General features: G+C 57.1%; 20 protein-coding genes. 14 read left to right on the top strand and 6 right to left on the bottom strand.

Annotated elements, in window-relative coordinates:
- Positions 1–115 precede the first annotated feature (115 nt).
- Genes nudF through parE form a run of 5 tightly spaced genes read left to right on the top strand, consistent with a single transcriptional unit; the run spans position 116 to position 4,523 of the window.
- Positions 116–748, top strand: coding sequence for an ADP-ribose diphosphatase (nudF, locus tag F153LOC_RS08435; protein WP_102104787.1), 633 nt, complete (start codon positions 116–118; stop codon positions 746–748).
- Positions 745–1,167 carry a DUF1249 family protein gene (locus F153LOC_RS08430; protein ID WP_102104786.1) on the top strand — a complete coding sequence of 141 codons (423 nt, stop codon included), beginning with the start codon at positions 745–747 and terminating at the stop codon, positions 1,165–1,167. Before nudF ends, F153LOC_RS08430 begins: the two co-directional genes overlap by 4 nt.
- Before the next feature lie 27 nt (positions 1,168–1,194).
- Complete coding sequence (gene cpdA, locus F153LOC_RS08425; RefSeq protein WP_100778895.1) at positions 1,195–2,022, top strand: 3',5'-cyclic-AMP phosphodiesterase; 828 nt, start codon at positions 1,195–1,197, stop codon at positions 2,020–2,022.
- Positions 2,022–2,603: an esterase YqiA gene (yqiA, locus tag F153LOC_RS08420; protein WP_102104785.1), complete on the top strand. Its 582-nt coding sequence runs from the start codon at positions 2,022–2,024 to the stop codon at positions 2,601–2,603. The genes cpdA and yqiA overlap by 1 nt, the downstream gene beginning before the upstream one ends.
- 27 nt (positions 2,604–2,630) lie before the next feature.
- Positions 2,631–4,523, top strand: coding sequence for a DNA topoisomerase IV subunit B (gene parE / locus F153LOC_RS08415; RefSeq protein WP_102104784.1), 1,893 nt, complete (start codon positions 2,631–2,633; stop codon positions 4,521–4,523).
- An 83-nt stretch (positions 4,524–4,606) separates the two neighbouring features.
- Here parE and F153LOC_RS08410 read toward each other — a convergent pair whose 3' ends face one another.
- On the bottom strand, positions 4,607–6,748 hold the full coding sequence (locus F153LOC_RS08410; RefSeq protein WP_102104783.1) for a TonB-dependent siderophore receptor: 2,142 nt from the start codon (positions 6,746–6,748) through the stop codon (positions 4,607–4,609).
- A 380-nt stretch (positions 6,749–7,128) separates the two neighbouring features.
- On the opposite strand from F153LOC_RS08410, the gene F153LOC_RS08405 reads away from it, so the two are divergent.
- From F153LOC_RS08405 to F153LOC_RS08385, 5 genes are read left to right on the top strand one after another with little or no spacing between them, the layout of a single operon-like run.
- Entirely contained in the window at positions 7,129–7,941 is an 813-nt protein-coding gene (locus F153LOC_RS08405) for an ABC transporter ATP-binding protein (RefSeq protein ID WP_102104782.1), read from the top strand.
- The gene (locus F153LOC_RS08400) at positions 7,938–8,921 is read left to right on the top strand and encodes an iron ABC transporter permease (protein ID WP_102104781.1); all 984 of its coding nucleotides are present in this window, start codon (positions 7,938–7,940) and stop codon (positions 8,919–8,921) included. The genes F153LOC_RS08405 and F153LOC_RS08400 overlap by 4 nt, the downstream gene beginning before the upstream one ends.
- The gene (locus F153LOC_RS08395) at positions 8,918–9,970 is read left to right on the top strand and encodes an iron ABC transporter permease (protein WP_102104780.1); all 1,053 of its coding nucleotides are present in this window, start codon (positions 8,918–8,920) and stop codon (positions 9,968–9,970) included. The genes F153LOC_RS08400 and F153LOC_RS08395 overlap by 4 nt, the downstream gene beginning before the upstream one ends.
- A 12-nt stretch (positions 9,971–9,982) precedes the next feature.
- Positions 9,983–10,930, top strand: coding sequence for an iron-siderophore ABC transporter substrate-binding protein (locus tag F153LOC_RS08390; protein WP_102104779.1), 948 nt, complete (start codon positions 9,983–9,985; stop codon positions 10,928–10,930).
- Positions 10,927–11,814, top strand: a complete 888-nt coding sequence (locus F153LOC_RS08385; RefSeq protein ID WP_100778903.1) for a MurR/RpiR family transcriptional regulator — start codon at positions 10,927–10,929, stop codon at positions 11,812–11,814. Before F153LOC_RS08390 ends, F153LOC_RS08385 begins: the two co-directional genes overlap by 4 nt.
- 21 nt (positions 11,815–11,835) lie before the next feature.
- Here the strand turns inward: F153LOC_RS08385 and F153LOC_RS08380 are convergent, their stop codons facing one another.
- Complete coding sequence (locus F153LOC_RS08380) at positions 11,836–12,675, bottom strand: AraC family transcriptional regulator (RefSeq protein ID WP_102104778.1); 840 nt, start codon at positions 12,673–12,675, stop codon at positions 11,836–11,838.
- A 166-nt stretch (positions 12,676–12,841) separates the two neighbouring features.
- Between F153LOC_RS08380 and F153LOC_RS08375 the strand changes: the two genes are divergently transcribed.
- From F153LOC_RS08375 to F153LOC_RS08365, 3 genes are read left to right on the top strand one after another with little or no spacing between them, the layout of a single operon-like run.
- Positions 12,842–14,659 (top strand): DUF2264 domain-containing protein, encoded by a 1,818-nt coding sequence (locus F153LOC_RS08375; RefSeq protein WP_102104777.1) that lies wholly within the window; start codon positions 12,842–12,844, stop codon positions 14,657–14,659.
- 33 nt (positions 14,660–14,692) lie between these two features.
- Positions 14,693–15,958, top strand: coding sequence for an oligosaccharide MFS transporter (locus tag F153LOC_RS08370; RefSeq protein WP_100778906.1), 1,266 nt, complete (start codon positions 14,693–14,695; stop codon positions 15,956–15,958).
- A gap of 28 nt (positions 15,959–15,986) precedes the next feature.
- Positions 15,987–17,174, top strand: coding sequence for a glycoside hydrolase family 88 protein (locus tag F153LOC_RS08365; RefSeq protein WP_102104776.1), 1,188 nt, complete (start codon positions 15,987–15,989; stop codon positions 17,172–17,174).
- Between the two features lie 92 nt (positions 17,175–17,266).
- Here the strand turns inward: F153LOC_RS08365 and F153LOC_RS08360 are convergent, their stop codons facing one another.
- The 4 genes from F153LOC_RS08360 to qseB form a co-directional block, all read right to left on the bottom strand.
- The gene (locus F153LOC_RS08360) at positions 17,267–17,581 is read right to left on the bottom strand and encodes a putative quinol monooxygenase (protein WP_100778908.1); all 315 of its coding nucleotides are present in this window, start codon (positions 17,579–17,581) and stop codon (positions 17,267–17,269) included.
- A gap of 87 nt (positions 17,582–17,668) precedes the next feature.
- Positions 17,669–18,250, bottom strand: coding sequence for an NAD(P)H-dependent oxidoreductase (locus F153LOC_RS08355; protein ID WP_100778909.1), 582 nt, complete (start codon positions 18,248–18,250; stop codon positions 17,669–17,671).
- 106 nt (positions 18,251–18,356) lie between these two features.
- On the bottom strand, positions 18,357–19,706 hold the full coding sequence (qseC, locus tag F153LOC_RS08350; RefSeq protein WP_102104775.1) for a quorum sensing histidine kinase QseC: 1,350 nt from the start codon (positions 19,704–19,706) through the stop codon (positions 18,357–18,359).
- A complete protein-coding gene (qseB, locus tag F153LOC_RS08345) occupies positions 19,703–20,362 on the bottom strand; it encodes a quorum sensing response regulator transcription factor QseB (protein WP_102104774.1) in 660 nt (219 codons plus the stop codon). Before qseB ends, qseC begins: the two co-directional genes overlap by 4 nt.
- Before the next feature lie 150 nt (positions 20,363–20,512).
- On the opposite strand from qseB, the gene F153LOC_RS08340 reads away from it, so the two are divergent.
- Positions 20,513–20,914 carry a YgiW/YdeI family stress tolerance OB fold protein gene (locus tag F153LOC_RS08340; protein ID WP_100778912.1) on the top strand — a complete coding sequence of 134 codons (402 nt, stop codon included), beginning with the start codon at positions 20,513–20,515 and terminating at the stop codon, positions 20,912–20,914.
- The last annotated feature ends 3 nt before the right edge of the window (positions 20,915–20,917 follow it).

Genomic DNA, 20,917 nt, shown 5'->3' with positions numbered 1-20,917 from the left:
GGCGTTACGTGCCATCTGGCGGTAATTTGCACCAATCTATCATATAGCCTGTCAAACGGCAGCCAAACAGCCTTGAAATTCATGATTTCAACACAATTGTGACCAGGATATCGCCATGCAAAAACCAGATAAGTTGCCAGTGACGCTCTCTAAAAACGATGTAGAAATTATTGCACGGGAAACGCTTTATAGCGGTTTTTTTTCACTGGAACTTTACCGTTTTAGGCATCGCCTGTTTAACGGTGAAATGAGTGGCGAAGTTCGACGTGAAATTTTTGAGCGCGGGCATGCCGCAGTCTTGCTACCCTTTGACCCAGTGCGTGACGAAGTGGTATTGATTGAACAGATCCGGATTGCCGCGCTGGATACCAGCGAAAGCCCATGGCTGCTGGAGATCGTCGCGGGAATGATCGAAGAGGGCGAAACGCCGGAAGAGGTCGCCCGCCGCGAGGCGCAGGAGGAAGCCGGGCTGATTGTCGGCCGGACCAAACCGGTGCTGAGCTACCTGGCAAGCCCAGGTGGCACCACCGAGCGCTCTTCCATTCTGGTGGGTGAAGTGGACGCCACGACCGCACAAGGTATTCACGGTCTGGCAGATGAAAACGAAGATATTCGTGTTCATGTGGTGAGTCGGGAGCAGGCTTATCAATGGGTCGATGAGGGGAAAATCGACAACGCAGCGTCTGTCATCGCTTTGCAATGGCTACAGCTGCATTATCAAGACTTACGAAAAGAGTGGAAAAAATGAAGCGTTATACACCTGACTTCCCAGAAATGATGCGTCTGTGCGAGACCAACTTCGCACAATTACGTCGCCTGTTGCCGCGCACCGATGCGGCCGGCGAAACGGTGAGCTATCAGGTGAGCAATGCGCAATATCGATTAACGATTGTGGAATCCACTCGCTACACTACGCTGGTCGAGATTAAACAAACGGCGCCGTCCGTCAGCTACTGGAGCCTGCCGTCGATGACCGTCAGGCTTTATCACGACGCGATGGTGGCTGAAGTGTGTTCGAGTCAGCAGATCTTTCGCTTCAAAGCGCGATATGATTATCCTAATAAAAAGTTGCATCAACGCGACGAAAAGCATCAAATTAACCAGTTTTTAGCTGACTGGCTAAGATATTGTTTAGCACATGGAGCAATGGCGATTCCGGTTTGTTAGCGTCATAAACCTACCTAAGGACACCATTTGGAAAGCCTGTTGAACCTGACTGTTGCTGGTGGGGCGCCAGTCAGGATATTACAAATTACTGATACTCACCTGTTCGCCGAAAAGCATGAAACGCTGCTGGGTGTGAATACCTGGGAGAGTTATCAGGCTGTACTTGATGCCATTCACCTCGAAAATCGCGACTGTGATTTGATCGTTGCGACGGGGGATTTGGCACAGGATCAAAGCGCCGCGGCCTATCAGCATTTTGCTACAGGGATCGCGAGCTTCAGCGTGCCTTGCGTCTGGTTACCGGGTAATCATGACTTTCAGCCCGCTATGTACAGCGCGCTTCAGGACGCGGGTATTTCACCGGCCAAGCGTGTGTTCGTGGGCGATCACTGGCAAATTCTGCTGCTGGATACCCAGGTCTTCGGCGTGCCGCACGGCGAGCTGAGCGATTTCCAGCTGGAGTGGCTCGAAAGCAAACTCATTGACGCACCTGAACGCCATACCCTGCTGTTGCTGCATCACCATCCGCTCCCGGCGGGATGCAGCTGGCTCGATCAGCACAGCTTGCGCAACTCTGCCGCGCTCGACCGCGTGCTGTCGAAATATCCCCATGTGAACAATCTGCTGTGCGGACACATTCATCAGGAACAGGATCTCGACTGGAATGGCCGCCGTCTGCTGGCGACGCCGTCGACCTGCGTGCAGTTTAAACCGCACTGCGCCAACTTCACCTTAGATACCATCGCGCCGGGATGGCGCTGGCTGGAACTCCATGCGGATGGCCGGCTGACCACGGAAGTGTGTCGTCTGGAAGGGGCACAGTTCCGTCCTGACACTGCTTCAGAAGGATACTGATGTCTACGCTCCTTTATCTGCATGGGTTTAACAGCTCGCCGCGTTCCGCGAAGGCGACCCAGTTTCGCCAGTGGCTCAGCGAACATCATCCGCATATCGAGATGATTGTCCCGCAGCTGCCGCCGTATCCAGCGGATGCGGCAGAGATGCTGGAGTCCATCGTGATGGAACACGGCGGCGAATCCTTCGGCGTTGTCGGCTCGTCGCTCGGCGGCTATTACGCCACCTGGTTGTCCCAATGCTTTATGCTGCCAGCGGTCGTCGTCAACCCGGCGGTACGCCCGTTTGAGCTGTTGACGGACTTTCTCGGCCAGAACGAGAACCCCTACACCGGGCAGCAATATGTGCTAGAGTCTCGCCATATTTACGACCTCAAAGTGATGCAAATAGACCCGCTTGACGCGCCGGATCTCCTCTGGCTGCTGCAACAGACGGGTGATGAAGTGCTGGATTACCGCCAGGCGGTGGCGTATTACGCCTCTTGCCGCCAGACTGTAGAAGAAGGCGGAAACCATGCTTTCACGGACTTTGAGAATCATTTCACCCAGATTGTCGATTTTCTTGGGCTGCACAGCCTCTGACAACCAATGCGAATTGCTAGCTAAATCATGACGCAAACCTATAACGCTGATGCCATTGAGGTACTCACCGGGCTTGAGCCGGTTCGCCGCCGCCCTGGGATGTACACCGATACCACTCGCCCAAACCACCTGGGCCAGGAAGTTATTGATAACAGTGTGGACGAAGCGCTGGCAGGCCATGCCAAACGCATCGATGTGATCCTGCATGCCGATCAGTCCCTCGAGGTGATCGACGACGGGCGCGGTATGCCGGTCGATATTCACCCGGAAGAGGGTGTCCCTGCTGTTGAACTGATCCTTTGCCGTCTGCACGCGGGCGGTAAGTTCTCCAATAAAAACTACCAGTTCTCCGGCGGCCTGCACGGCGTGGGGATCTCCGTGGTCAACGCCCTCTCTAAGCGCGTGGAAGTGACCGTGCGCCGCGACGGCCAGGTCTACAACATCGCCTTTGAAAACGGCGACAAAGTTCAGGACCTGCAGGTCATCGGCACCTGCGGCAAACGCAATACCGGGACCAGCGTCCATTTCTGGCCCGACGAAAGCTTCTTCGACAGCCCACGTTTCTCCGTTTCGCGCTTAACGCACATTCTGAAAGCGAAAGCGGTGCTGTGCCCTGGCGTTGAAATTACCTTCAAAGACGAAGTGAACGGCAGCGAGCAGCGCTGGTGCTATCAGGATGGTCTGAACGACTATCTGGGCGAAGCGATTAACGGCCTGCCAACCCTGCCAGAAAAACCGTTCCTCGGTAACTTCTCCGGTGATACGGAAGCGGTCGACTGGGCGCTCTTGTGGCTGCCCGAAGGCGGCGAGCTGCTGACAGAAAGCTACGTCAACCTGATCCCGACAATGCAGGGCGGTACGCACGTCAACGGTCTGCGTCAGGGGCTGCTGGATGCGATGCGTGAGTTCTGCGAATACCGCAATATCCTGCCGCGCGGCGTGAAGCTGTCGGCGGAAGATATCTGGGATCGCTGTGCGTATGTCCTGTCGGTCAAAATGCAGGACCCACAGTTTGCCGGTCAGACCAAAGAGCGTCTCTCTTCGCGCCAATGCGCGGCCTTTGTCTCCGGCGTGGTCAAAGACGCCTTCAGCCTGTGGCTTAACCAGAACATTCAGACGGCAGAAATGCTGGCTGAAATGGCGATTTCCAGCGCCCAGCGCCGTATGCGTGCGGCGAAGAAAGTGGTGCGTAAAAAGCTGACCAGCGGTCCGGCGCTGCCGGGTAAACTGGCCGACTGCACGGCGCAGGATTTGAATCGCACCGAACTGTTCCTCGTCGAAGGTGACTCGGCGGGCGGCTCAGCCAAGCAGGCGCGCGACCGTGAATATCAGGCGATCATGCCGCTGAAGGGTAAGATCCTCAACACCTGGGAAGTCTCCTCCGATGAGGTACTGGCGTCTCAGGAGGTGCATGACATCTCGGTTGCGATTGGCATCGATCCGGACAGCGACGACTTAAGCCAGCTGCGTTACGGCAAGATCTGTATCCTCGCGGATGCGGACTCCGATGGTCTGCACATCGCCACGCTGCTGTGCGCCCTGTTTGTGAAACACTTCCGCGCGCTGGTGAAGAACGGTCACGTTCACGTTGCGCTGCCGCCGCTGTACCGTATCGACCTCGGCAAAGAGGTCTATTACGCCCTGACGGAAGAAGAGAAAGCGGGTGTGCTAGAGCAGCTGAAGCGCAAGAAAGGCAAACCTAACGTGCAGCGCTTCAAAGGGCTGGGCGAAATGAACCCGATGCAGCTGCGTGAAACCACGCTGGACCCCAATACTCGTCGTCTGGTGCAGCTGATTATCAGCGACGAAGACGAGCAGCAGACCAACGCAATGATGGATATGCTGTTAGCCAAGAAGCGTTCCGAAGACCGACGTAACTGGTTGCAGGAAAAAGGCGATATGGCGGATATTGAGGCCTGATGTCCTCATGCTGACTCACCCCCGAAAGGGAGTGGGAATAAATTCTAAGCCCGGTAAGCGTAGCGCTACCGGGCTTTTTTACATCAAAAATCCATCTTCACCGTAAACTGCACTTCACGCGGATCGCCAATTTGGTTCCCCAGGTTATTGGTACCAATCGACGACGTGTAATAAGTCTTATCAAACAGGTTTTTCACGTTCAGCTGGAGCGTCACCGGATACTGCAGCTTCAGTTTGTACGCTGCAAAAGCGTCGGCCACCACGTAGCCCGGCAGATAATAATCTGCGCCGTTGGTGGCGGAGCGACGACTCACGCCATGCCCGCCGCCGCCGAGCGTCAGGGTATTCCCGCCGATCACATTGTTAATGTCGTAAGTCAGGAACAGAGAACCTGTGTGACGCGGCACGTTTGGCAGCGGTTTACCGGCGTAATCCGGATCTTCCAGCACCTTCGCGTCCGTGTAGCCATAGCTGGCGATCACATTCGTGTTCTCGGTTAACCGGCCTGCCAGATCCACTTCCACGCCCTGCGAACGCACGCGCCCGGCGGTTTTCGCCACCGTCTCATCACCGACGCTCTCGGTGTAAAGCACGTTGCGTTTATGGATATCAAACAGCGCGATATTGGCAGTAATCCCGTCGAACAGGTCAAACTTCGCGCCCACTTCGTAGGCATTGGATGTTTCCGGCGGCAGGTTACCAATGTAGCTGGCGATAGACGACTGCGGCATAAACGTCTGCGAGTAGTTGGCGAACAGCGACACCGACGGCGTGAGCTTGTAAACCAGCCCCGCTTTCGGCGTCCACTGGTCATCGCGGCTGTCGGTATTGACGTTAAACGGACGGCCTTTCCCCGCATACTGCGTGTAGGACTGATAGCGCAGGCCGGTGACGGCGATCCATTTATCCGTCAGATAGAGGGCATCCTGCACGTAGGCGGAATAGCTCTCCTGCTTGATGGTCTGATCGCTGTCCGACGCCGACACGGTCGTACATTTGCTCAGATTGCCGTAGGACGGGTTGTAGATATTGAAATCTTTAACGTTCTTACAGCGGATCATATCCGTGCGCAGCAGATCGTAATTCTCATAAGAGACGCCGGTCAGGATCTCATTGTAAAACCCGGCAATATCCACGTTCCCCTGCAGATCCGCACGCGTGGAGTGCATGCGCTGAGTCGAGCCTTGCGTGGCGTCCACGCGGCGGGTCAGATTGCCGGTGGCGGAATCGTAGGCCATCACGCGCGCCTGGTTATCCGTGTATTTATCCTGGCTAAAGCTGTAGTCGAATTTGGCGGTCCACTGACTGTTGAGGCGGTACTCCGCGTTCAGCTGGGCTAGATCGGATTCACCGTCGGTAATGTTGAACGGTTCGTCAAAGCGCGTCTTGCGATCCACATCGACCGGCTGTTTGGTCGTTAAATCGAAGATCGTTCCGCGATCGAATGGCGTCTGATAATCGCGATGCGAATAGAGCACCGTGACGGTAGCATCATCGCCAAACCAGGTCAGAGACGGTGCGATAAAGGTGCTGCGCTCTTTGCCGAAATTACGCCAGTAATCCTCTTTCTGATACTCACCCGTCAGGCGATACGCCAGACGTGTGCCTTCAATTGGGCCGGTCACATCGAGCTGTCCGGTGCCGCCGCCAAAGCTGGTGGAGGTCGCCGAGATCGAACCGCCGAACTCTCTTTCCGGGCGCTTCGTCACCACGTTAATCAGCCCGCCTGGATCGAGGATCCCGTACAGCGTCGACGCCGGGCCTTTCAGCACTTCGACGCGCTCCGTCGAGGCATTAAAGCTGCGCGGCAGCACGGTGCGCAGGCCGTTGGTCATGATCGACCCGTCACGGTTTGCGCCAAAACCACGGCGCACAAACGCATCCTGCGTCCCGCCAAGGGTGTTGGTTTGCACCACGTTGCTGACGTTATACAGCGCTTCGTCGAGCGTAGTGGCGTGCTGATCTTCCAGCACCTGATCGCTCACGGTATTGACCACCTGCGGGATGTCCAGCATCGGCATAGTCGTGAGCGTGGCGGTGGAGGTGTTCAGCGGCTGATAGCCGTTAGTGGCATCGGTTTTCGCGGAAGGATCGGCGGTGACGGTCAGCGTTTCGCCGTCTTTCGCGGTGGTGCTGTCAGCCGCCTGCGCCAGTGGCGCGAGGAACAGCAGTGAAAAGAGCGCGCGCCCTTTAATCCCAGAGAATGAAGGTGTGAACATAGCCATTGGATCTGTTTTCCCGAAATACCCGCGCATGGTCGCGGGTGAAGATGGTGTGTCATTGCCCGTAAAGCGCTACCCGTTTGCCTGTGCGGAGTCGGGTATGTAATTGAGAATCATTCAATCATGCAGGAATGTAGTAGTAAATGGAAAAAAGCAAAATTCGGCTACAGCAAAAAATCGCCTGATCTGAGATGCCTGTAAAAAATGTAATTCACTGAAAATAATCAATTAATGACTTTAGTATCACATGCGTATCGGTCGACTAATCCCTGGTTTTTTCAGGGTGTTTATCCCCTTGACTACTACATGGCGCAGCGGCAAACTCACAAAAGAGAATGAGATTTATTTTTATTTATTTGTTATTTGATTAAGTTGGCGCACACGTGGCTCATAACGCGACAAAGCAGGGGTTGGTTGTCGAAAACCTCTCTGCTGGCTATCAGAAAAAAATCATCGTCGATGATATTTCCCTCACTATCCCTTCTGAAAAAATGACCGTGCTGGTCGGGGCGAACGGCTGCGGGAAATCGACGCTTCTCAGTACGATGGCGCGCCTGTTACAGCCGATGGGCGGCGCGGTGCTGCTCGACGGCAAAGTCCTGCACGATCAGCCAACCAAAGCGGTTTCACGCGAACTGGGTATTCTGCCGCAGTCGCCTTTGCTGCCGGAAGGGCTGACGGTGTTTGAGCTGGTCTCGCGCGGGCGCTTTCCCTGGCAGAATTTTATGCGCCAGTGGAGCGATGCCGACGAACAGGCCGTGGAAGAGGCGCTGCGTCTGACCGGCACGCAAGCCTTCGCTCATCTGCCCGTCGAGAGTCTCTCAGGCGGTCAGCGCCAGCGCTGCTGGATCGCAATGGCGCTGGCTCAGCAAACACCAGTGATTCTACTGGACGAGCCGACGACTTTTCTCGATCTGCGCTATCAGGTGGAGATCCTCGAACTCCTGCACGATCTCACCCGTCACCACGGCCGTACGGTGGTGGTGGTGCTCCACGATCTTAATTTTGCGGTGAACTACGGCGATACGCTGGTCTTCTTACGCGAAGGCAAAGTGCAGGGCGTGCTTCATGAGGGCGACGTCTGCACGCCGGAACTCATCAAAACGGTGTTTGACGTCGATGTGCAAATGTCGATCAACCCGATGACCGGCAAACCGTTCTTTATCCCGTTTCGTCGCGGTAGCGAAAAAGCATGATGCGCACAGGACTGACTTCTGCCCTGTTTTTGGCGCTGCTGCTTATGGGCGCGATTGTCCATCTGGGCCTCGGCGCGCGGTTTATCGCCCCGCAGACCGTGGTGCAGGCGTTTCTGGCGTTTGACCCGCGCAACTTCGATCACAATGTGATCATCAACCTGCGCCTGCTGCGTCTGGCGGCAGCGCTTACTACCGGCGCTGCGCTCGGTGTGGCGGGTGTACTGCTGCAGGCGGTAATCCGCAATCCACTGGGTGAACCGCATATTCTGGGGCTAAACGCCGGAGCCGCACTGGCAGTGGTTTTAACCAGCGCCCTCGGGCTGGCGCTGCCGTTTGGGCGGCCGCTGATTGCGGCGGCGGGCGCGGCACTCCTGTTCCTGCTGGTGCTCGCGCTGTCGTCTGCCGGTCGCACTGGCCTGACGCCGATGAAAGTGACGCTCTGCGGCGTAGCGCTGTCGGCGTTCGCCTCATCCATCACCGCAGCGGTGCTGATCCTTGATGAACAAACCCTGCTGGCGATGCGCACCTGGCTGGCGGGCGATCTGGCAGGCTTAAGCTGGGCGGCCACGCAAAACGCCGCCTGGGTCGCGGCGGGCGGATTGGCCCTTTCCATAGCCATTTCACCTTCCCTGAACATGCTGGCGCTGGGCGATCGCATGGCGCAGGGGCTAGGCGTGTCCCTTATCCGCACGCGGATACTCGCGCTGATCGCCATCGCGTTATTGTGCGGTGCCGCCGTGTCGATCGCCGGGCCAATTGGGTTTATCGGCCTCGTCGTTCCGCAGCTGATTCGCCGTCTGGTGTCAGTGGATTTGCGCGTCATGGTGCCGCTCTCGGCCTGCTGCGGCGCGCTGGTGTTACTGCTGGCAGATATTGCCGCGCGCACCCTGCTTATGCCCCACGAACTGGCGACCGGCGTGATGACCGCGCTGGTGGGCGCGCCCGTGTTTATTCTGATTGCCGCGAGGATGTTCCGATGAGCCGGGCCGTTCTGCGCGCCGAGTTACGCCCGCTGCGTTGGGGCCGATTTTCAACCCTAATCCGCCCCAAAGCGCTGGCGTGGTTAGCCGTTTTAACCGCGTTGATCTCCGCGCTGCTGGTCATGGGCCTGACCCACGGCACGCTTCCGGTTCCCACCTCAGACGTGGCCCGCGCGCTGTTTTCTCCTGACGCTCTTAGCCCCGACGCGCGCTACATCGTGCAGGATATCCGTCTGCCGCGCCTGCTGATGGCTGTGCTTTGCGGGGCGATGCTGGGCATGGCGGGCGCAGCGATGCAGTCCATCACTCGCAACGGTCTGGCCGATCCGGGGCTGATCGGCGTGAAAGAGGGGTGTAGCGTGGCGGTACTGCTGCTGATTTTCCAGTTCCCGGCGATGTCTGTGTTCTGGCGTCCGGTCGTGGGGATGGCGGGCGGGTTGCTGACGGCGCTGCTGGTGGTACTGCTCGCCCGCGATATTTCTCGTCCGCGTTTTATCCTGATTGGCATCGGCGTCTCCTGGACCTTTGCCGCTGGAATGGGCGTCTTTATGACGACGGCAGACGTGCGCGACGTACAGACCGCGCTGCTGTGGCTGGCTGGCAGCCTGCATGCCGCCAGCTGGCCGCTGGTGAGTGTGGCGGCAGGCTGGGCGCTGCCCGGGTTTGCGCTGCTGCTGTTGACGGCCCGCGCGGCAGATGTCGCGCTGCTCGGTAACCAGACGGCCACCGGGCTGGGTGTGCGCACCGCACGTCTGGCCCTGATTCGCGTGCTGGCCCCGGTGCTGCTGACGGCCGCCTGTGTGTCATGCGTCGGAAGCATTGGATTTGTCGGTTTGATTGCGCCGCACATGGCGCGTTTTCTGCTGCGCGGCGGCCAGACCACGTTGCTTGTGGGCAGTGCGGCGCTGGGCGCTCTGCTGGTTCTGCTGGCAGATAATGTCGGGCGGCTGGCGTTTCTGCCGCTGCAACTGCCTGCGGGCATTGTTATCTCGCTGATTGGCGGGCCGTTTTTCCTGGTGCTGCTCTGGGCGCGCCGGGACCGGTTTTAAAAGGGGAGTGTTATGCGCGTAGTGTTAATGTTGCTGCTGCTGGCGGGGTTTTCCGCAAGCGCCGCTGAACCTGTTCAGACCTTTACCGACGATCTGGGGCGCACGGTCACGGTGCCGCTGCACCCGAAACGCATCGTATCGCTGCACGATCTCGACATCACCATTCCGCTGATTGAACTCGGCGTGCCGCCGGTGGCGAGCCACGGACGTACGCGCCCGGACGGCAGCCATTTTATTCGCTCCGGCGGGCTGCTGACGGGTGTGGATTTTGATAACTCTGCGATTCAGTTTATCGGCACTGCGGATATCGATATTGAAGCCATCGCCGCCGCGAGGCCGGATCTGATCATCACCGAGCCAACCCGCAATACGCCTGTCGCGATGCTGGAGAAAATCGCGCCGACGGTGAGCATCGATCACCTCGACGGCGGGGCGCCGGAAATCTACCGCAAGCTGGCGCAGTTAACCGGCACGCAGGCGCGGCTGAAAATTCTTGAACGTCGCTACCAGGAGCAGATCAAGGCGCTTAAAGCGACGATTGATACGCACAAAATCAGCGTCGCGGTGATTCAGGCTAATCAGGGCAAAATCACCGTGATGCACAGCTATCACTCTTTGGGACGCGTACTGCGCGATGCCGGATTCACCTTCCCGAAACTCATCGACGCGATTCCTGAAGGCGGGCGTATCGATGTCAGCGCCGAGCGTCTGCCGGAGCTGGATGCGGATTTCGTCTTCGCCACCTGGCGCGGCGATACGGGCGGTAAACCGCAGGATGAGCTGGCAGCGATGGAGGCGGTGATGCCCGGCTGGTGTCAGTTCCTTAATGCCTGTCGCACCGGGCATTACGTGCTGATCTCACGTGAGGAGGCGATCTCCAACTCCTTTGCCTCGCTGGGATTAATGGCAGCGCAGGTGCAGTCACAAATCGCCGGGCGTCCGCTGCCGGAGGCGAAATGATCAGAAAAGACAAATCGCGGGTCGATCTCTACGGCGAGCGTTTTCGTGCTCGCGGGCATCAGCTGACGCCGCGTCTGCTGCTGGTGGCCAGCTACATCAACGACAATCGCGAAGCGGTGATGGAGCAGACGGCGATGGAGATTGCCGCGCTGCTGAAAACCTCTGACGCCACCGTGGTGCGGGCGATTCAGGCGCTGGGCTTTGCCGGTTTACGCGACCTCAAACAGACGCTTGAGCACTGGTTTGGCCCCACGCTCAGCTCCAGCGAAAAGATCACCACCACGGTGAAAGCGCTGACCAGCGACGTCAATTCGAGCATCGATTTCGTCCTCGAAGGGCATCAGCACACCTGCGAAGTGCTGTCTGAACCGGCCAACCGCTACGCCCTGGCGCAGGCGGTGGCGTTGCTGGGCGAAGCGCGGCAGGTGGCGATTTTTGGCATCGGCGCGTCGGGAATTCTGGCGGAATACACCGCGCGACTGTTCAGCCGCATTGGCCTGCCGGCGACTGCACTGAACCGCACCGGAATTAACCTTGCCGAGCAGCTGATCGAACTCCAGCGCGGGGATGTGCTGGTGATGATGGCGCAAAAATCCGCGCACCGGGAAGGGCAGACGACCCTTCGCGAAGCCCGGCGTCTGGGGATCCCAACCATCCTGCTCACCAACGCCGTCGATTCACGTTTCAGCAAAGAGGCGAGCGTGGTGATCCACGTTCCGCGCGGCAATGAAAAAGGCAAAATCCCGCTGCATGGTACGGTGATGCTGTGTCTGGAGATGATTGTGCTGTCGGTGGCCTCCACCGCGCCGCAGCGCACGATTAAGTCCATGAAGCGTATCAATGAATTTCACCGTGGATTAAAGCCGGGTAAGAAAAGCGCGTGAAGCTGCCGGGCAAAATACCGCTTAACGGCCCGAATGATTTTTCCGGTACTGAAGGGGTGTCTCGCCGATGCCCTTCCTGAAGGCGCTGATAAAGTAGGTCACGTCAGAAAACCCGACCCGCGCACCGATATCCCGCACGCTCTCTTCGCTGTGTAACAGGCATTCACAGGCTTTTCGCAGCCGCAGCGTATTCAGGTAATCATGAATTTTCTCGCCCGTTTCCAGATGGAATTTGCGGGAAACGTAGCTGCGGGATTTACCCAGTTCCGTCGCCAGCGCATCGAGGCTAAATTTAACCTGGTAGTTTTCATCCAGCCAGAACATCACCTGGCTGGCGATCCCGTGGCTGCTGCCGGGCGCGCCGTCGCTGTCGTCCGGCAGCATGGCAAACAGCGCAATCAGCAGGCTGGCGATACTTTCACTGTTCATCGGCGGCTGGTAGCAGCTCAGCAGGTGATGAATGTGGACCTGACTGTGAGCAACATCTGCGACCCAAGCCGGCCCGCCGCGTCGTGACAGTTTTTGCAGCCGCTGCTGCGCCTGCGGAAAATCGCGCAGCACTTTCAGCACCGCGTGATGATCGAGATGGATAATGGTGCGGCGATAAATCGCTTCGGCCTGTTCATCCACCATCACCTTATGCAGGGTGAACGGCGGGAAGAAAAACAGCCGTCCAGGGCGCATGGTGTAGTGGCGGTTATCGACAATCGCCACGCCAAATCCCTCTTCGACATAGAGAATTTCCAGACACTGATGCCAGTGGTGGTAGCGCACCGTATTGGCGAACAGGCGGCTGAACGACACGATGGTGTCATTCAGGGCGATCAGCTCCAGATGGTCGGATTTTGGCGTGTCGCGCATAGTGCAATAAAACTCAACTTTTCCCCGTCTCTTTCTCGTTATAAACCACCTTTTTAAATTTTCTCAACTTCAGGTTTATTCATCTCTCTTCCCTGTGACACGGCTAACATTTCTGAGGGTTATGCATTCACTATTCTTTGCCGCAGATGATTACGAGGACGAGCGTATGTGGGCGGCAAAGAAAGAAACATCAAATCCGTTGTCTTCCCGTCAGGATGTGGTGGCGGAGCTAAATACCCTGTTAGGCGCGCTGGACAAGCAGTTTGCGCCGGGCAGTTCACGCATTTCTCTGGGTGATACCTGCGCGCATTACGCGACGGATATTGCCGAAATGGAAGGGCTGTCGCGTGCCCTGTGGGGGCTGTTTCCACTGCTGGCTTCCGGCGAGCGCACGCCTTACAGCGAGAAATACATCGCTGCGATTAAACAGGGCACGGACCCGCAAAGCGCCGGTTACTGGGGCGACACCGCGCCTTACGATCAGCGTCTGGTGGAGATGGCGGCCTATGGCCTTGGGCTTGCGCTGTTGCAAAACCGGCTCACGGATCTCTTCAGCGAGCGGGAGGTGCAAAACCTGCACGCCTGGCTGAATCAGATCACAGATGCCCAGATGCCGGACAGCAACTGGAACTATTTTGCCATTATGGTCCAGCTTGGTTTTAAACGCGCCGGACTGCCGTTCGACCAGTCTGCCATCGATCGTCGCTTTGCGCTGATGGACGCTTACTACCTCGGCGACGGCTGGTATTCCGATGGTGTGGGCCGCCCGAAAGACTATTACATCTCGATGGCGTTCCACTTCTATGGGCTGATCTACGCCACCCTGAGCGGCGACGAGGCGCGGGCCGCAGTGCTGCGCGAACGCGCCCGCCAGTTTGCCGAGGATTTTATCTTTATGTCTGCCGCCGACGGGGCATCGATCCCTTTTGGCCGCAGCCTGACCTACCGTTTTGCGATGGTCGCGTTCTGGAGCGCAGTGGCATTTTCTGAGCTGGATGTGTTCACGCCGGGCATTGTGAAAGGGATCATTCTGCGTCATCTGCGCTGGTGGCAGCAGCAGCCGATCCTCGATCGCGACGGCATTCTGACGCTCGGTTTTGCCTATTCCAATCTGGCGATGTGCGAGGATTACAATTCGCCGGGATCGCCGTACTGGGCGCTGAAAACCTACCTGATCCTGGCGCTGGGTGAAGATCATCCGTTCTGGCAGGCGCAGGAACAGCCGTTGCCGGAACGCGCTGAAAAACACGTTATCCCCAACGCGCAGCAGATCCTGATCCACGCCGACAATTCACAGCACGCGACCCTGCTCACCGCCGGGCAGCTGGAGCTGAACAATTACGTCAACACCGAGGCGAAGTACACCAAATTTGCCTACTCCAGCCGCTTTGGTTTCACCATTGAGCGCGGACGCTACGGCATCAAACACGCAGCCTGCGACTCGATGCTGCTGCTCAGCGATGGCGATAACTTTTTCCGTGGTCGCCGCGACTGCGACGCGGTGCGCGTTGATGAGAACTTCATTTTCTCGCGCTGGTCGCCGTGGCACGACGTGCAGATCGACACCTGGCTGGTGCCGTTCGGCGAGTGGCATCTGCGTCTGCATCGCATCAATAGCGCGCGCACCTTGCAGACGGTGGAAGGGGGCTTTGCGGTGATCAAAACGGCGCATCGCCTGCAGGCGCGCGGCTGTGTTCTGAATGCGGAAAATGGCAGCAGCGTGATTGTCGATCTGTCGCCCGACCTTTCGCGCCAGCCCGACAGCATAGTTACGCCGCCGAACAGCAGCGTGATGTTTGCGCAATGCGCATCGATTCCTGTGCTTGCCACACAACTCCCGGCCGGGGAAAGCTGGCTCTGCTGCGCTGTTACCGCGTCCGGGGAGCAGAAAAACTACGCGGTCACGCCGCAGTTGAAAATAAACAATAACCAGGTCGTGATTCACGAACCGGGCAGCGAACGTCAGTTGTCGTTCTTTATATAAACACTCTGGACCCTACCTGTTGGCGAGGATTCTATGAAAATCAGCTCAACGAATAAAACCGAATATTACAAAATCAGTACCTTTATTTTTCTCTATTTCTTTACCTGGTCGGCCAGTATTGGCCTGCTGGCCATCTGGCTCGGCCAAAAAGCGAACCTGAGCGGTTCGGTGATTGGTACGGTATTTGCGGTTAATGGTGTCTTCTCTGTTATTCTGAAACCTATTTACGGCTATATTCTCGATAAAATCGGGATGAGCAAATATCTGCTCTATTTTGTAGTGGCCATGTCGGCCCTGATGGCACCGTTCTTTATTTACGTCTATCAGCCGCTGTTGATGTCCAACACACTGCTCGGGATTATTATCGGTGCGCTCTATTTAAGCTTTGCCTGGTATGCGGGCGTGGCGGCGTGCGAATCCTATTCCGATCGCTTTAGCCGGTTGAACGGCATGGAGTTTGGTCAGATTCGTATGTGGGGTTCCCTCGGCTGGGCGGTGGCGTCATCCTTCTCCGGCCTGCTGTTTAACCTCTCTCCGGCGTATAACTTTATTATGGGCAGCGTCGCGTCGGTCATCATGCTGATTGTCCTGCTGAACCTGAAAGTGAACACTAACTCCGTTCATGCCGGGGAAGTGCTGACCAAAGAGAAAATCGCGCCGTCGGACGTCTACGCGCTGCTGCGTAACCGCAAGTTTTGGGCCTTCTGCCTGTATGTGGCGGGCGTGGCGTGGATGATGTTTATTGCTGAGCAGCAGTTCTCACGCTACTTCGTCACCTTCTTCGACGATGTACATCAGGGCAACGCGGTCTTTGGCTATCTGGGCACGGTACAGTCGGGGATGGAATTCCTGATGTATATGGTGATCCCGCTGTTCGTTAACTTTATAGGTGCCAAACGCGGATTATTAATTGTGGGATTAGTGGTGGGCGCACGCCTGATTATTTCCGGCATGTGCGATTCCCACCTGTTAATTTCGATTCTGAAACCGTTATACGGTCTGGAAATCTGTCTGCTGCTGGTGTCGGTATTTAAATATATCGCCGAGCATTTCGACAAACGCGTCAACGCCACCATGTATTTATTAGGCTATCAGGCGATGCTGTATGTCGGAAACGTGGTGGTGTCATCGCCTGCCGGATATATGTATGACCGTATCGGCTTTGAGCAGACTTATATCATCATGGGTGCCACGGCGCTGACATTTACCCTTATTTCTGCCTTTACCTTATCTGCCTGCCAGAGCAAATGGCGCGGCGCGCAGGCCATCAACATCGCAGAACAAAATCCATCACGCTAATTTTTGCTGTCAAAGAAGGAACCGAAATATGTTAAATCGTATCGCAGAGGAACGCCTGTCCGATATTCCTGCACCCGTTGATGCGCGCGTGTTCAGTGATGAATTAAGCTCGGCGCGGGATCATGTCCTCGAACTGATTAGCCGTCATTTAACGGAGTTCGGTGAAAAATTCCCGGCTGAAACCTGTGTAGAGGGCTTTTATCCCCTGACGGAAAACGTGGAGTGGACCACCAGTTTCTGGACCGGGCAGCTTTGGCTGGCGTGGGAGATGAGCGGTGACGAGAAATTCCGTGCGCTGGCCGAGAAAAACGTCCGCTCGTTTGGCCTGCGCATCGCCGGGCGAAATGATACCAATACCCACGATTTAGGCTTCCTCTATACCCTGTCGTGCGTGGCGGCCTGGCGTCTGACGGGCAATCGCGAGGCGCGTGGTTTCTCACTGCTGGCTGCTGAAGCGCTGCTTGAGCGCTTCCACGAGAAGGCGAAGATCATCCAGGCGTGGGGCGATCTGTCTGACCCGGAGCAAGCCGGACGAATGATCATCGACTGCAACATGAACCTGCCGTTGCTCTACTGGGCGACGGAGCAGACCGGCGATCCGCGCTTTGCCGACGCGGCGAAAGCGCACGTCATGCAGGCGGCGACCTACCTGATCCGCGAGGACGCGTCAACGTTCCACACCTACTACATGGACGTCAAATCCGGTGCGCCGCGCTACGGCAATACGCAGCAGGGCTACGCGGATGATTCCTGCTGGTCGCGCGGCCAGGCATGGGGAATTTACGGTTTCCTGCTGAGCTACATCTATACCGGCGACGAGACGATGATTGCCCTGTCGAAACGGCTGGCGAACTATTTCCTGAATCGCCTGCCGGAGGATTACGTTTGTCACTGGGATCTGGCGCTGGTGGGCACCGATGCCCTGCGCGATTCATCGTCGGCGGCGATTGCGGTGTGCGGCCTGCTGGAATTGGTTAAGCACCTGCCGGTGACGGACCCGGATCGCGAGCGCTATCTGGAGTGGGCGAAAGGGATAATGTCATCGTTGACCCGTCACTATCTGATGGGCAAAGACGAGAAGGGTAACGGGCTGCTGAAGCACTCGGTTTACCATCTGGCGAGCAATAAAGGCGTGGATGAGTGCGCGAGCTGGGGGGATTACTTCTACGTGGAGGCGCTGGTGCGTTTTACTCAGAGCTGGAAGTTGTACTGGTAATAAAAAAGCCCGGTGGCACTAAGCTTACCGGGCCTCAGGCTCAGGTTTTGAATGCCGGGTAAACGCGGTGTCGCCCGGCAAAATACAAAAACTTAAACCCCTTGCTCCAGAATACGGATATGCGTTTCCAGAACGTTCCCTTTCACCGCTTCGCTCCACGCTTTCATGTGCGCGGTTTGCAGATGCGCTTCCAGGTGTGCCACGGTTTCCCACAGTTCAACCATGATGATCGAATCGGGCGCGGTGGTCTGGAAGCTTACGCCTGCGGCAGCGTCAACCATCGGCGCGTAGCCGTGGCAGCCTTCTTCTTTCAGAACGGTCGGGATAATTTTCACGAATTCATCCAGCACCGCCTGACGGTGATGTTGACCTGGACGAGTGCGAATTTCAGCAATAACGGTAAGCATGGTTAACTCCTTCTCTACCCGGCATACTTCGAGTTGCAGCTGCGTTGGCTGCAACTCGAATTAATTGGGTCTTAATTGAATAACCAGTTAAGCAAAAATCTCAGCCAGATGCTTGCGATATTCTGCGATATAGCGCGGCACGTCCGGCATTTTAATCACGTCGTTGACGATAAAGGTCGGCAGTGGCTCCAGCGCCAGGAACTGGTTGGCTTTATGGAACGGCAGGTAGGCCCCGTCCACGCCAACGCCGTGGAAGAACTGATCTTCATCGGTGAAGGCATCCAGCGGCGCGTTCCAGGTCAGGGACAGCATGTATTTTTTACCGTGCAGCAGACCGCCGGAACCGTATTTTTTAGAGGCGTCGGAACGGGTGCGGCCATCGCTGGCGTACAGGGAACCGTGACCTTCGGTGAAGACATCGTCCATGTACTTTTTGACGGTCCACGGCGCGCCCATCCACCAGCCTGGCATCTGCCAGACAATCACGTCGGCCCACAGGAAATTCTGCACTTCGGTTTTGACGTCGTAATCGCTGTCGGCGCGAACCACTTTAACATCATGCCCGGCGTCGCGCAGGAAACCATCCGCGACCTCGGTCAGGGTGTCATTCAGTTGGCCGTTAGAGTGGGCGAATTTTTTCGCACCGTTGATAATCAGAATGTTGCTCATAATTTGTCCTCAGACTGGCAAGTTTGGCAGTCATGTTACCCGTAATAACGGTGCGGAAAAATAAGCAGAATGTGCAAAGTCTTTTGCTTATAGCGCAATAATCCAACTACCAGCTTACTGTCACTTCAAACCCGCCTTGGCGCGCGTTGGCGAGCGTTACCCGCATGCCGTGCAGCGTCGCGATGCGTTTGACGATGGATAATCCCAGCCCGCTGCCGGTCTGCTCCTGGCCCGGAGGACGATAAAAACGCTCGCCGATGCGCGCCAGAGCGTCCGGCGAAATCCCCGGCCCGTTGTCGCGTACGGTAAAACTCTGTGCATCCAGCGTGACATCCACCACGCTTCCACGCGGGCTATAGCGCACGGCGTTATCCAGCAGGTTGCGCACCAGCAGGCTCAGCAGCAGCGGCTGGCCAGCGCGCGCCACCTGAGGCGCGTGAATGTTGAGGCGCAATTCGATGCCCGCCTGCTGCGCCGAATGGTAACTGTCCATCACCGCCGATTGCAGCAGATCGGCCATCGCAACCGTCTGAACATCATCGAGGTTTTCCAGTGAGTCGAGGCGCGACAGCGTGAGGAGCTGATCCACCAGCCGCGAGGCACGGTCGATGCCTGCGTGAAGCTGGTTGAGCGCTTTCCCCTGCGCCTCGGGATCGTCCAGCGACAGTTGCGCCACTTCGGTTTGCACTTTCAGAGCGGTGAGCGGGCTGCGCAGTTCGTGGGCGGCATCTGAGGTAAAGCGCCGCTCGCGGGTCATCATCTCCTGCGTGCGGGCAAAAAGATGGTTCAGGGCGTCGAGCAGCGGGCGCACCTCCGTCGGCAGCCCATCGGTTGCCAGCCGGTCGGTGGCATCGGGTGAACGACGGCGCAAGGTCAGGGCGAGGTTTTTCAGAGGGCGCAGTTCGCGAGCGAGTAGAACAATCAGCAAAAGCAGCATCAGCGGCAGCGCCACCAGCCAGGGGGTCAGCTGCGAAGTGACAATATCCAGCGCCATCTCCTGGCGATACTCCCACTCTTGCCCGACGACAATCCGGTATTTCCCGTTCGGCGCGGTCAGCCACAGGAAACGCCACGCGTCGTTATCATCCTTCAGCCGCCCGTCGGTAAAACCGTCGCGACGGTAGTGATAAGGAATATCCCGGCCATTTTCGCCGTCGTTCAGCAGCATTTTCCCGTCGCTGGCGTAGATGGCAAACGCCAGCGCGTCGTCATCAAGATGGCCGTGTTTGGCTTTTTTGGGCACGTCGCTCATCCGCACCGGCGCGTTAAGCTCGTCGAGATCCATGGTCATCAGCCGTTTGGCAAACAGCATCTGCTGGGTATCGAACAGTTTATCGAGCTTGTGAGTGGTCTGCTGCCAGGCCACCACGCTTGCCGCCAGCCATGCGCCTAGAGACAGCACGAGAAAAAGTAGCGTCAGGCGCAGTTTCAGGCTTAAGCGTTGTGTCAGTTTCATGCGTCACCCAGGGTATAGCCGATGCCGTGAACGGTGCGGATAAAATGGCTGCCGAGCTTGCGGCGTAAATGGTGAACGTGGACTTCGACGGCGTTGCTGGAGACGTCGTCGTCCCAGGTATAGAGCTTTTCTTCGATAAGCTTGCGCGGCAGCACGCGCCCGGCGTTACGCATCAGCAGCTCAAGTAGGGCGAACTCTTTCGGTTTGAGGGCCAGCGTTTCGCCGTTAAGCGTAGCAACCAGGCTTGTGGGGTCCAGCGTCACGTTGCCGTGGCGCAGTTCGCTGCGGGATTTGCCGTGGCTGCGGCGCAGCAGTGCTTCGAGCCGCGCCGCCACCTCGACCAGGGCAAAGGGTTTGCACAGATAGTCGTCCGCGCCGAGACGCAGACCTTCGACGCGCTGATCGAGGGCATCGCGCGCGGTGAGGATCAGCACCGGCTCGCTGCGCCCGTTTTCGCGCCAGTCGCGCAGGATGTCGAGGCCGTCCATGCCCGGTAGCGTCAGGTCGAGTACCACCGCATCGAAAGGGGCGGTATAGAGCGCGGCCTTGCCTGTGCTGCCGTCGGTAAACCAGTCAACGCTAAAGCCCATTTTGCTTAAGCCCGCTTTGATGCCGTCGCCAATCAGCCTGTCGTCTTCTACCAGTAAGATGCGCATGTTCCCCTCCTTGATGCTGCGGTTTATGTGCAGTAAACCCCCTGTGACATCATGCTGTACAGCAAAAAAATTTAAATTTCCCCCTTAAGAAGTTGTTAAGGTTTACCCTGTTTAATGGCGTTCTAAACAACATTAAAGGGAGAGATAACGATGAAAAAATTCGCAGCTATTACGGCAATCATGATGATGACCACGGCTCCGGTATTTGCTGCAGAAGGCGGCTTTAACGGTCCATCTGCAACGCCTGCACAAACCCAAACCCAGCAGGGCGGATTTGTGGATAACAACGCTAACCTGACCACCGCGGCCAAAGTCAAAGATCAGAAGGACGACAGCTGGGTCAAACTGCGCGGTAACATTACCGAGCGCCTGTCCGACGACCGCTACCTGTTCCGCGACACCACCGGTACGGTAAATGTGGAAATTGACCACAAACGCTGGAACGGGCAGACCATCACCCCACAGGATCAGGTCGAGATTCAGGGTAAGGTCGATAAAGAGTGGAATGAGTTTGAAATCGACGTCAAACAAGTTATCAAACTGAACAAATAATGA

It is taken from the genome of Lelliottia sp. F153, assembly GCF_002870005.1.
Classification (GTDB): domain Bacteria; phylum Pseudomonadota; class Gammaproteobacteria; order Enterobacterales; family Enterobacteriaceae; genus Enterobacter; species Enterobacter nimipressuralis.
The sequence above is the reverse complement of the archived record's forward strand: the minus strand, read 5'-3'. Positions and strand labels throughout refer to the sequence as shown.

What these genes read in the sequence shown, in the direction of transcription:
- nudF (WP_102104787.1), top strand. Translation starts at nt 116, where the DNA reads ATGCAAAAACCAGATAAGTTGCCAGTGACGCTCTCTAAAAACGATGTA.
- F153LOC_RS08430 (WP_102104786.1), top strand. Translation starts at nt 745, where the DNA reads ATGAAGCGTTATACACCTGACTTCCCAGAAATGATGCGTCTGTGCGAG.
- yqiA (WP_102104785.1), top strand. Translation starts at nt 2,022, where the DNA reads ATGTCTACGCTCCTTTATCTGCATGGGTTTAACAGCTCGCCGCGTTCC.
- parE (WP_102104784.1), top strand. Translation starts at nt 2,631, where the DNA reads ATGACGCAAACCTATAACGCTGATGCCATTGAGGTACTCACCGGGCTT.
- F153LOC_RS08410 (WP_102104783.1), bottom strand. Translation starts at nt 6,748, where the DNA reads ATGGCTATGTTCACACCTTCATTCTCTGGGATTAAAGGGCGCGCGCTC.
- F153LOC_RS08400 (WP_102104781.1), top strand. Translation starts at nt 7,938, where the DNA reads ATGATGCGCACAGGACTGACTTCTGCCCTGTTTTTGGCGCTGCTGCTT.
- F153LOC_RS08395 (WP_102104780.1), top strand. Translation starts at nt 8,918, where the DNA reads ATGAGCCGGGCCGTTCTGCGCGCCGAGTTACGCCCGCTGCGTTGGGGC.
- F153LOC_RS08390 (WP_102104779.1), top strand. Translation starts at nt 9,983, where the DNA reads ATGCGCGTAGTGTTAATGTTGCTGCTGCTGGCGGGGTTTTCCGCAAGC.
- F153LOC_RS08385 (WP_100778903.1), top strand. Translation starts at nt 10,927, where the DNA reads ATGATCAGAAAAGACAAATCGCGGGTCGATCTCTACGGCGAGCGTTTT.
- F153LOC_RS08380 (WP_102104778.1), bottom strand. Translation starts at nt 12,675, where the DNA reads ATGCGCGACACGCCAAAATCCGACCATCTGGAGCTGATCGCCCTGAAT.
- F153LOC_RS08375 (WP_102104777.1), top strand. Translation starts at nt 12,842, where the DNA reads ATGTGGGCGGCAAAGAAAGAAACATCAAATCCGTTGTCTTCCCGTCAG.
- F153LOC_RS08370 (WP_100778906.1), top strand. Translation starts at nt 14,693, where the DNA reads ATGAAAATCAGCTCAACGAATAAAACCGAATATTACAAAATCAGTACC.
- F153LOC_RS08365 (WP_102104776.1), top strand. Translation starts at nt 15,987, where the DNA reads ATGTTAAATCGTATCGCAGAGGAACGCCTGTCCGATATTCCTGCACCC.
- F153LOC_RS08360 (WP_100778908.1), bottom strand. Translation starts at nt 17,581, where the DNA reads ATGCTTACCGTTATTGCTGAAATTCGCACTCGTCCAGGTCAACATCAC.
- F153LOC_RS08355 (WP_100778909.1), bottom strand. Translation starts at nt 18,250, where the DNA reads ATGAGCAACATTCTGATTATCAACGGTGCGAAAAAATTCGCCCACTCT.
- qseC (WP_102104775.1), bottom strand. Translation starts at nt 19,706, where the DNA reads ATGAAACTGACACAACGCTTAAGCCTGAAACTGCGCCTGACGCTACTT.
- qseB (WP_102104774.1), bottom strand. Translation starts at nt 20,362, where the DNA reads ATGCGCATCTTACTGGTAGAAGACGACAGGCTGATTGGCGACGGCATC.
- F153LOC_RS08340 (WP_100778912.1), top strand. Translation starts at nt 20,513, where the DNA reads ATGAAAAAATTCGCAGCTATTACGGCAATCATGATGATGACCACGGCT.